Origin of the sequence: Streptomyces silaceus (assembly GCF_001419745.1) — a bacterium.
In the GTDB taxonomy this organism is placed as follows: domain Bacteria; phylum Actinomycetota; class Actinomycetes; order Streptomycetales; family Streptomycetaceae; genus Streptomyces; species Streptomyces silaceus.
In genome coordinates this window covers 1-9711 of record NZ_LIRJ01000172.1, presented here as the reverse complement: position 1 = coordinate 9711, position 9711 = coordinate 1, and the positions used below count along the sequence as shown (strand labels likewise).

The 9711-nt window shown below is 72.4% G+C and carries 11 protein-coding genes; 8 read left to right on the top strand and 3 right to left on the bottom strand.

The genetic code is table 11. The annotated features are described in order from the left end of the window. The 3 genes from AOK22_RS17185 to nudC all read left to right on the top strand — a co-directional run. Positions 1-775: PD-(D/E)XK nuclease family protein (locus AOK22_RS17185; protein ID WP_167357852.1), on the top strand; the 775-nt coding region annotated here is incomplete at its 5' end. A gap of 10 nt (positions 776-785) precedes the next feature. Continuing rightward, entirely contained in the window at positions 786-2189 is a 1404-nt protein-coding gene (locus tag AOK22_RS17180; protein WP_055699543.1) for a dipeptidase, read from the top strand. 78 nt (positions 2190-2267) lie between these two features. Next, complete coding sequence (gene nudC, locus AOK22_RS17175; RefSeq protein WP_055699542.1) at positions 2268-3215, top strand: NAD(+) diphosphatase; 948 nt, start codon at positions 2268-2270, stop codon at positions 3213-3215. Between the two features lie 48 nt (positions 3216-3263). On the opposite strand, the gene AOK22_RS17170 is transcribed toward nudC, so the two are convergent. Next, complete coding sequence (locus AOK22_RS17170) at positions 3264-3506, bottom strand: mycoredoxin (RefSeq protein WP_055699541.1); 243 nt, start codon at positions 3504-3506, stop codon at positions 3264-3266. Positions 3507-3599: 93 nt separating this feature from the next. Between AOK22_RS17170 and AOK22_RS17165 the strand changes: the two genes are divergently transcribed. From AOK22_RS17165 to AOK22_RS17145, 5 genes are all read left to right on the top strand, one after another. Further along, positions 3600-5873 carry an ATP-dependent DNA helicase UvrD2 gene (locus AOK22_RS17165; RefSeq protein WP_079036629.1) on the top strand — a complete coding sequence of 758 codons (2274 nt, stop codon included), beginning with the start codon at positions 3600-3602 and terminating at the stop codon, positions 5871-5873. A gap of 164 nt (positions 5874-6037) precedes the next feature. Next, entirely contained in the window at positions 6038-6379 is a 342-nt protein-coding gene (locus AOK22_RS17160) for a hypothetical protein (RefSeq protein WP_055699539.1), read from the top strand. 170 nt (positions 6380-6549) lie between these two features. Beyond that, positions 6550-6918 carry a WhiB family transcriptional regulator gene (locus AOK22_RS17155; protein WP_055565619.1) on the top strand — a complete coding sequence of 123 codons (369 nt, stop codon included), beginning with the start codon at positions 6550-6552 and terminating at the stop codon, positions 6916-6918. Continuing rightward, positions 6915-7238, top strand: a complete 324-nt coding sequence (locus tag AOK22_RS17150) for a hypothetical protein (protein ID WP_055699538.1) — start codon at positions 6915-6917, stop codon at positions 7236-7238. Before AOK22_RS17155 ends, AOK22_RS17150 begins: the two co-directional genes overlap by 4 nt. Positions 7239-7358: 120 nt before the next feature. Beyond that, on the top strand, positions 7359-7550 hold the full coding sequence (locus tag AOK22_RS17145) for a hypothetical protein (protein ID WP_055699537.1): 192 nt from the start codon (positions 7359-7361) through the stop codon (positions 7548-7550). A 13-nt stretch (positions 7551-7563) separates the two neighbouring features. Here AOK22_RS17145 and AOK22_RS17140 read toward each other — a convergent pair whose 3' ends face one another. Then, positions 7564-8955, bottom strand: a complete 1392-nt coding sequence (locus AOK22_RS17140; RefSeq protein WP_055699536.1) for an ABC1 kinase family protein — start codon at positions 8953-8955, stop codon at positions 7564-7566. Between the two features lie 41 nt (positions 8956-8996). After that, a partial coding sequence (locus tag AOK22_RS17135; RefSeq protein WP_157872252.1) for a TOMM precursor leader peptide-binding protein occupies positions 8997-9711 on the bottom strand: 715 nt, incomplete at its 5' end.

The following is a 9711-nucleotide window of genomic DNA, read 5'->3' as shown; positions in this document are numbered from 1 at the left end:
CTCCCCGGAGGAGCCGCCCGCCCGCCTCACCCCGGAAGAGGCCCGCACCCTCGCCTCCTGGGACCGCGACCTGGACGCCCTCACCGGCGAGCTCCTGCGCGCCCGCGAGGCCGTCAGGGACGTCCCCGTGCCGGCGTCGCTCACCGCGTCCGAGCTGATGCGCCTGGCCGCCGACCCCGACGGCTTCGCCCAGGAACTGGTCCGGCCCATGCCGCGCCCGCCGCAGCCCGCCGCGCGCCGCGGCACCCGCTTCCACGCCTGGGTGGAGTCCCGCTTCGAGGAGCTCCCGCTGCCGATGCTCGGCCCGGAGGACCTGCCGGGCGGCGGCCCCGACGAGGCCGAGATCGCCGACGAGCGCGACCTCGACGCCCTCAAGGAGGCCTTCGAACGCACCGAGTACGCCCGCCGCACGCCCCACCGCGTGGAGGTCCCCTTCCAGTTCGTCCTCGCCGGTCGCGTCATCAGAGGGCGCATCGACGCCGTCTACAAGGAGGGCGACGGCGCCGACGCGACGTACGAGATCGTCGACTGGAAGACCAGCCGCACCCACACCGCCGACCCCTTGCAGCTGGCCGTCTACCGTCTCGCCTGGGCCGAGCTGCAGGGTGTCCCTCCGGAGTCTGTGCAGGCCTCCTTCCTCTACGTACGCAGCGGGGAGACCGCCCGCCCCAGGAACCTGCCGGGCCGCGCCGAGCTCGAACGCCTCCTGCTGGAGGAGCCGGGCGGTGCGCCGCCGGACGGTCCGCCGGACGAGCCCGCCCCGGATGGCGGATAGGCTCGTGACCATGAGCGAGACACCGGACAGCGCCGTCCGCACGTACATCGAGAACCACCGCGCCGCCTTCCTCGACGACCTCGCCGAGTGGCTTCGCATCCCGTCCGTGTCGGCCCAGCCCGACCACGCCGGGGACGTGCGCCGCAGCGCCGAGTGGCTCGCCGCCCGCCTCCAGGAGACCGGCTTCCCGGTCACGGAGATCTGGGAGACGCCCGGGGCGCCCGCCGTCTTCGCCGAGTGGCCCTCCGACGACCCGCAGGCGCCCACGGTCCTCGTCTACGGCCACCACGACGTCCAGCCCGCAGCCCGTGAGGACGGCTGGGACACCGAGCCCTTCGAGCCCGTCGTCCTCGGAAACCGCCTCCACGCGCGCGGGGCCGCCGACGACAAGGGGCAGGTGTTCTTCCACACACTCGGTGTCCGCGCCCACCTCGCCGCCACCGGCCGCACCACGCCCGCGGTGCACCTGAAGCTCCTCGTCGAGGGCGAGGAGGAGTCCGGCTCCCCGAACTTCCGCGCGCTCGCCGAGGCCCACAAGGACCGCCTCGCCGCCGACGCGGTGATCGTCTCGGACACCGGCATGTGGTCCGAGGACACCCCGACCGTCTGCACCGGCATGCGTGGCCTCGCCGAGTGCGAGATCGAACTGCACGGCCCCGACCAGGACATCCACTCCGGCTCCTTCGGCGGCGCCGTGCCGAACCCCGCCACCGAGGTCGCCCGGCTCGTCGCCGCCCTGCACGACGAGCACGCGCGCGTGGCGATCCCGGGCTTCTACGACGGCATCACGGAACTCACCGACCGCGAGCGCGAGCTCTTCGCCGAGCTGCCCTTCGACGAGGAGAGCTGGCAGCGTACGGCCAAGTCGCACGGCCTGCGCGGCGAAGCCGGGTACTCCACCCTGGAGCGCATCTGGGCCCGCCCCACCGCCGAGGTCAACGGCATCGGCGGCGGCTACCAGGGCGCGGGCAGCAAGACGATCATCCCGTCGTCCGCCCTGGTCAAGCTCTCCTTCCGGCTCGTCGCGGGACAGGACCCGGACCGCGTCGAGGAGGCCGTGCGCGCCTGGGCCGCCGACCAGGTCCCGGCCGGCATCCGCCACACGGTCACCTTCGGCGCCGCCACGCGCCCGTGCCTGACCCCGCTCGACCACCCGGCGCTGCAGTCCGTCGTGCGCGCCATGGGCCGCGCCTTCGGGCAGAAGATCCGCTTCACGCGCGAGGGCGGCTCGGGACCGGCCGCCGACCTCCAGGACGTCCTCGCCGCGCCCGTGCTGTTCCTGGGCATCTCCGTCCCCTCCGACGGCTGGCACGCCCCGAACGAGAAGGTCGAGATCGACCTGCTCCTCAAGGGCGTCGAGACGGCCGCCCACCTGTGGGGCGACCTCGCGGAGAACTGGCGCGATGCACACTGAGAGCCCCCGGACCACCGGACACGTCCTGCCGCACGCCCTGCCGAATCACCCATTCCATCGGGGGAGTTGGAAGCACCTGTGACCACCTGGACCGACCGCACCGCAGACCGGCCCGTCACGCTGACCGCGCCGAGCGGCATCGACCGCGCGGCGCATCACCGCATGGACGAGGCGTGGCTCGCCGCCGCCTGGAGCCACCCGACGACCCGGGTCTTCGTGGTCTCCGGCGGCCAGGTGCTCATCGACGAGACGCCCGACGGCCGCACCGAACTGGTGATGACGCCGTCCTTCGAGGCGCCGCTCACCGAGGAGCACCGCTACTTCCTCGGCACGGACGACGACGGGGTCAGTTACTTCGCGCTCCAGAAGGACGCCCTGCCGGGCCGCATGGACCAGTCGGCGCGCCCCGCGGGGCTGCGCGAGGCCGGGCTGCTGCTCTCGCCCCGGGACGCGGGCCTGATGGTGCACGCCGTCGCCCTGGAGAACTGGCAGCGGCTGCACCGCTTCTGCTCGCGCTGCGGGGAGCGCACCGTCATCGCGGCGGCGGGCCACATCCGCCGCTGCCAGGCCTGCGGCGCCGAGCACTACCCGCGCACCGACCCGGCCGTGATCATGGCCGTCAGGGACAGCGAGGACCGCATCCTGCTCGGCCGCCAGGTGCACTGGCCCGAGGGCCGCTTCTCGACGCTCGCCGGCTTCGTCGAGCCGGGGGAGTCCATCGAGCATTCGGTGCGGCGCGAGGTCTTCGAGGAGGCAGGGGTCACGGTCGGCGACGTCGAGTACGTCGCGAGCCAGCCCTGGCCCTTCCCCTCCAGCCTGATGCTGGGCTTCATGGCCGACGCCACCTCTTCGGAGATCAACGTCGACGGCGAGGAGATCCACGAGGCGCGCTGGTTCTCCCGGGAAGAGCTGCGGGCCGCGTTCGAGGCCGGGGAGGTCGTGCCTCCCTACGGCATCTCGATCGCGGCCCGGCTGATCGAGCTCTGGTACGGCAAGCCCCTGCCGAGGCCGGGGGCCGTGGGCTGAGCCCTCGCCCGGGACCGGTCCCTCACGGACCGGTCCCCGCGGCCCCGCTCAGGCGGCCAGCTTCTGCTTGACCTGCGCCAGCGAGGGGTTCGTGAGGGTCGAGCCGTCCGGGAAGAGGACCGTGGGAACGGTCTGGTTCCCGCCGTTCGCCTTCTCGACGAAGGTCGCCGACTCCGGGTCCTGCTCGATGTTGATCTCCTCGTACGCGATGCCCTCGCGGTCCATCTGGCCCTTGAGGCGGCGGCAGTAGCCGCACCACGTGGTGCTGTACATCGTCACAGTGCCCGGCATGTCTCGTGTGCTCCTTCGTTGCTCGGGGTGCGTCTTCGCAATCCATCGAACGTACGCGACCCGGCCACCATTCCCGCATGAGTACGACCGGCCCTGCCCGCCTGTGGACAACCGGCTCACCCGCCCCCGGCGACCTGGCAGCATGGCGGGGTGACATCAGCAACGCACTCCACCCTCTTCCCGCAGGTCCCGGACTCGGCCGACGCGGTGCTCGACGGGCTCGACCCGGAGCAGCGCGAGGTGGCCACCGCCCTGCACGGGCCGGTGTGCGTCCTCGCGGGTGCCGGTACGGGCAAGACACGGGCGATCACGCACCGGATCGCCTATGGGGTGCGCGCTGGGATCCTGCAGCCCGCCAGCGTCCTCGCCGTCACGTTCACCAACCGCGCCGCGGGCGAGATGCGCGGCCGGCTGCGCCAGCTCGGCGCCTCCGGCGTGCAGGCCCGCACCTTCCACTCGGCGGCCCTGCGCCAGCTCCAGTTCTTCTGGCCGAAGGCGGTCGGCGGGCAGCTGCCCCGGATCGTCGACCGCAAGATCAAGCTCGTCGCGGACGCGGCCGCCGCCTGCCGCATCCGCCTGGACCGCAACGAGCTGCGCGACCTCACCAGCGAGATCGAGTGGTCCAAGGTCACCCAGACGGTCCCCGCGGACTACGCGGCGGCCGCCGCCAAGTCCGGCCGCGACGTCCCGCGCGACCCCGCCGAGATCGCCCAGCTCTACGCGGCGTACGAGGACCTCAAGCGCGACCGCGCCGTCATCGACTTCGAGGACGTCCTGCTGCTCGCCGTGGGCATCCTCCAGGACCGCCACGACATCGCCGACCAGGTCCGCGCCCAGTACCAGCACTTCGTGGTGGACGAGTACCAGGACGTGAGCCCCCTGCAGCAGCGCCTCCTGGAGCTGTGGCTCGGGGACCGCGACAGCCTCTGCGTCGTCGGCGACGCCAGCCAGACGATCTACTCCTTCACCGGCGCGACCCCCGACCACCTCCTGAACTTCCGCACCCGCCACCCGGGGGCGACGGTCGTCAAGCTGGTCCGCGACTACCGCTCCACCCCGCAGGTCGTCCACCTCGCCAACGGCCTGCTCTCCCAGGCCCGCGGCCGCGCCGCCGACCACCGCCTGGAGCTGATCTCCCAGCGCGAGCCCGGCACCGAGCCGGTCTACACCGAGTACGCGGACGAGCCGGCCGAGGCGGAGGGCGCCGCCCGCCGCATCCGCGCCCTGATGGCCGACGGAGTCCCCGCCAGCGAGATCGCGGTCCTCTTCCGGACGAACTCGCAGTCGGAGATCTACGAACAGGCCCTCGCCGACGCCGGAGTGCCCTACCAGCTCAGAGGCGCCGAACGCTTCTTCGAGCGCACCGAGGTGCGGGAGGCGGGCGCGGCGCTGCGCGGCGCGGCCCGCTTCGGGGGGAACGACTCCCTCCTGGACGACGTGGTCGACCTGCCCTCCCAGGTCCGTGCCGTGCTTTCCACCAAGGGCTGGACGAGCGAGCCGCCCGCGGGCTCCGGGGCGGTCCGTGAGCGCTGGGAGTCCCTGGCGGCCCTGGTGCGGCTCGCGGAGGACTTCGCGCGGGCCAAGCCGGACGCCACCCTGGCCGACCTCGTGGCCGAGCTGGACGAGCGGGCGAACGCCCAGCACGCGCCCACCGTCGAGGGCGTCACGCTCGCCTCGCTGCACGCGGCGAAGGGCCTGGAGTGGGACGCCGTGTTCCTCGTCGGCCTCGCCGAGGGCATGATGCCGATCACCTACGCCAAGACCGACGAGCAGATCGAGGAGGAGCGCCGCCTCCTCTACGTGGGAGTGACCCGCGCCCGCGTCCACCTCTCCCTGTCGTGGGCCCTGTCCCGCTCGCCGGGAGGCCGCCCGGGGCGCCGCCCCAGCCGCTTCCTTGACGGCCTGCGTCCGGGCTCGGGAGCGGGCGCCGCGGCCCGTGCCGCGGGCGGCGGCGCCGGGGGCGTCGAGCGGGGCAGCGGCGGCGCCGGCGAGGGCCTCGGCGCGGCGGCGGAGCGCCGGCAGCGCAAGAACCGCACCCCGGCCCGCTGCCGGGTCTGCGGCAGGACCCTGACCGACGCGGGCGAGATGAAGCTCATGCGGTGCGAGGACTGCCCGTCCGACATGGACGAAGGTCTCTACGAGCGGTTGCGGGAGTGGCGCGCGGGTCAGGCGAGGCAGCTGGGACAGCCCGCGTACTGCGTCTTCACGGACAAAACCTTGATCGCCATCGCGGAGGCCGTGCCCGACGACGAGGGCGAGCTGGCACGGATCCCGGGAGTCGGCGTCCGCAAGTTTCGCCGCTTCGGAGCCGACGTTCTCGCGATTTGCGCAGGTCAAGAGGGTGTAAGGGGCGCCGAGGAAGAATGATTCAAACTCGTCGAAAAAATAGTTTGCGCATGCGCCAGCAATCCCCATAGGTTCTTAAGCACAGGAACGGCGGCTTCTCCGAAGCCCTGGTCCTGTGCTGTACTTGACAGTCCGCAGGATCGGTTCCGGCCGATCCCCTAGACGCCGAGAGGAGGCGAATTCCAGTGATCAGCATCAACGAGAGCTTCATCAGCACCGCGAAAATGACCGATCGCTCGGTCGTCGCCTCCTGCCTGCTCGGCTTCTCGAACCAGGGCACCGGTCTGTCCGGCGGCATCGCCGCCAGCCGTCCGCTGTCCGCCTCCCTGCCTCTCGCCGGTCTTCCCGTCCGCGAGGCCAATGGGGGCAATGAGCGACCGACCAAGGCACCGGAGGCAGCAGTAGCGGAGGCGCAGGCGCAGGCCTATGCCTTTGCGGCAGCCGGTGCCGGATTCCGGAAGCAGACGACGCAGCACCACACGATGTGGGCCTTCCGTGGGCTCGAACCCTGGAGTGATCCAGTCTGATCCTCGATCAGACCGGCGCCTTCAGGGCCGCGGAACCCCACCCGGGATCCGCGGCCCTTCTGTTTTCCCCAGAACAGGGAGAACGGAGCGAAGGGGCCGACAGCAAGACCCGGTACCAGCCGCCAACCGGCCGAACCAGGCCGGCACGACCAGACGAGGAAAACACCACCGTGCAACTCGAAGCGCACGCCCCGTCCGTACCGCCTTCACAGACGCTCCCCCCGCCCGCACCCACGGAGGACCCGACCTTGACCCCCCTGACTGCGCTCACCGCGCTCGACGACGCCATCGAGAACCTCGGCGTACCCGTCCCCTGCCGTGCCTACGACCCCGAGGTCTTCTTCGCCGAGTCCCCGGCCGACGTCGAGTACGCCAAGTCCCTCTGCCGGACCTGCCCGCTGATGGAGGCCTGCCTCGCCGGCGCCAAGGAGCGGCGTGAGCCGTGGGGCGTCTGGGGCGGCGAGCTGTTCGTCCAGGGTGTCGTCGTTGCCCGCAAGCGGCCCCGTGGTCGCCCGCGCAAGAACCCGGTCGTCGCATGAGCACCGCCGGCACGATCGATCGCCCCCTGACGCACGACCCCCAGAAGCAGGCCCCGATGAAGGCAGCCACCAGCGAGCCCGCAGGCTCCGCGACCCCAGACTTCACCACCACCGGCGCGCACGTCTCGCGCCAGAACAGGACCCGTGAGATGCAACTCATCCCAGAAGCCATGGCTCGTGCGCATATGCACGAACGCCTGCGTGAGGCCGAGGCGCACCGCCCGGCCGAGCGCCTCATGGCGGCCCGCCGTATGCAGCGGCGCGCGGAGCGCGCTTCGCTGCGTGCCCGGCGCGCGCTCGCCATGGCCGTCATGCAGTGACCAAGCGCGGCAACGCCTGGCGAAAGAGCCAATGATCCTCGCGGGGGCCGGTCCGAACGGACCGGCCCCCGCGGTGCGTTGTGCTCCCCGATCTTCCTTGTACGGCGATATGGTCGCCGGGTGGACCAGCAGAATTCCCGGCCCGCGGAGCCCGAGAATCTCGTGTGCTCCCGCTGTGGCACGGTCGCCGAGGGAACGCCGCCGACCTGGACCTGCTCCGTGGAGAACGGCAGCCGCCACTACTTCTGCGACACCTGCGCGCGGGACAACATCAGGGCCATCGAAGGACGCCTCGACTCCCCGTGGTGGTGAGCTCCCGCCCGGCTCAGTCGACCGCCTCCACCGCGACCTCGTCCGTCTCGTCCGTACCGTCGGCCTCGTCCGTGTCCTCCGGCTCCACGACGAAGCCGGGCAGCCAGGCCTCCAGCTCGTCCCGCATCCGCACCGTCGCGCCCATCTGACACAGCACCCCGATCGTGCTCAGCGTCACACGGTGGATCAGCAGATACGACGGCGGCAGGTTCAGACGCTTGCCCAACTGGTGGGCGGGGGAGCGGGGATCGGCGACGCGGGCCGCCTGGCTGCGCATCCAGTCGCGCGTGAACGTGAACTCGTCCACCAGCATCGGCTCGATGATCGGCAGCAGATAGTCGAGCACCGCGTCCGGGTCCAGCTCGACGGACTCCTTGACGAAGCCCTCCTCGCACAACATGTCGTAGACCGCCTCGGCCTCGCCCTCCAGCGTCATCCGCAGGGACGTCCCGATGGTCGGGGGCAGCCCGCCGGGCAGCCGGTCGACCGTGCCGAAGTCGAGGACACCGAGGCGGTAGCCGCCCTTCTCGTCCGGGAGCAGCCGGAAGTTCCCGGGGTGCGGGTCGGCGTGCAGCAGTCCCGTGCGCGCCGGGCCCGAGAAGAGGAAACGGGCCAGCAACTGTCCCGCCCGGTCGCGCTGCTCCCGCGTGCCGTCCGCGATCACCTCCGACAGAGGGGTCCCGTCGATCCACTCGGTGACCAGGACCTGCTCGCCCTGGTGCACCACCTCGGGCACCACCACGTCGGGGTCGTCCGCGAACTCCTCCGCGTGCGCCTGCTGGGCCTGCGCCTCCAGGGCGTAGTCCAGCTCCTCCGAGACGCGGTCGCGCAGCTCGGCGATGAGCGGCTTGATGTCCATCCCCGGGATCAGCGGCCCCAGGAGGCGGGCGAACCGGCTGAGTTGGTTGAGGTCGGACAGCAGTGCCTCGCCCGCTCCCGGGTACTGGACCTTGACCGCGACCTCGCGGCCGTCCGCCCAGACGGCCCGGTGCACCTGCCCGATCGACGCTGCGGCCGCCGGCTTGTCGTCGAACTCCTGGAACAGGTCGCGCCAGTCCTCCCCGAGACGCTCCTGGAGCACGGAGTGCACGGTGCGGGTCGGCATCGGCGGCGCCGCTTCCTGGAGCTTCGTCAGCGCCGCGCGGTAGGGCCCCGCGACCTCCTCCGGCAGCGCCGACTCGAAGACGGACAGGGCCTGCCCGAACTTCATCGCGCCGCCCTTCAGCTCGCCGAGGACCTTGAACAGCTGCTCCGCGGTGCGCTGCTGCAGTTCACGCCCGACGAGCTCCGCCGACTTGCCCCCGATCCGCTTGCCGAGCCCCCAGGTCGCGCGTCCCGCGAAGCCGAGCGGCAGCGCGGCCAGTTTGGCGGTACGGGTGACCGCCTTCCGGGGAAGATCAGACATACGCCCCTCCAAGTCCCAGACAGCCGCGCCGTGTCAGGCGGTTACCCGGCCATTGTTGCGTGTGGCTCCGTGCCCGCGGTGGCCTGATCCCCCTTAACGCCCTCGGCCGCCCCGCACGGGCACTCGGGATGCGGCCAAACCGGGCGCGAGCGCCAGTCGAACCCCGGCACGGACGCCTCCCAGCGGACCCCCGCGCACGCCGGGCTTCCCCCGTCCAGAAAGCCGAGCGCATGCCCCGCGGCCAGCCCGGCGACCGAGGTCGACAGGGCCAGATCGCACGCCGGTACCTGCCGCGCGGGGCCGGAGCGCCACTGGGCCAGCATCCGAGGCCAGGTGGGGTCCCGGTCCGCGCGGTGCCGGAAGAGACACCCCGCGCACGCGGTCGTCCCGGGCAGCACCAGGGGGCCCACCACGCCTGTCCCCTCGATCACCCCCGCGTACAGATGAGGGGTGCCCGACGCGATCAGCTCCTCGGTGGCGGCCGGCGCGGGGGCGTAGGCGTCCAGGCCGTCCCGCGGGGCGACGATCACGAGGGACAGTCCCGCCTCCGCCGGTTGTCCGGTGGACTCGCGGGGCGCGCGGCCGGGGGCCGAGCGGCGCACGAGCCGACGCGCCGTCGTGTCCCTGCGCTCCCCGATGGACTCGGCGGGCGCCCCGCCCGGCGCGACGTCCCACGGCTCCACATGGCCGCCGTCCAGCACCTCGACCCGGCCCACGCCCGCGCCGGCGAGCACCGAGGCCACCACGGCGCCCACC

Excerpts from the sequence above, each read along its gene's own strand:
- AOK22_RS17180 (WP_055699543.1), top strand. The coding sequence starts at position 786 with ATGAGCGAGACACCGGACAGCGCCGTCCGCACGTACATCGAGAACCAC.
- AOK22_RS17170 (WP_055699541.1), bottom strand. The coding sequence starts at position 3,506 with ATGCCGGGCACTGTGACGATGTACAGCACCACGTGGTGCGGCTACTGC.
- AOK22_RS17150 (WP_055699538.1), top strand. The coding sequence starts at position 6,915 with ATGAGCACCGCCGGCACGATCGATCGCCCCCTGACGCACGACCCCCAG.
- AOK22_RS17140 (WP_055699536.1), bottom strand. The coding sequence starts at position 8,955 with ATGTCTGATCTTCCCCGGAAGGCGGTCACCCGTACCGCCAAACTGGCC.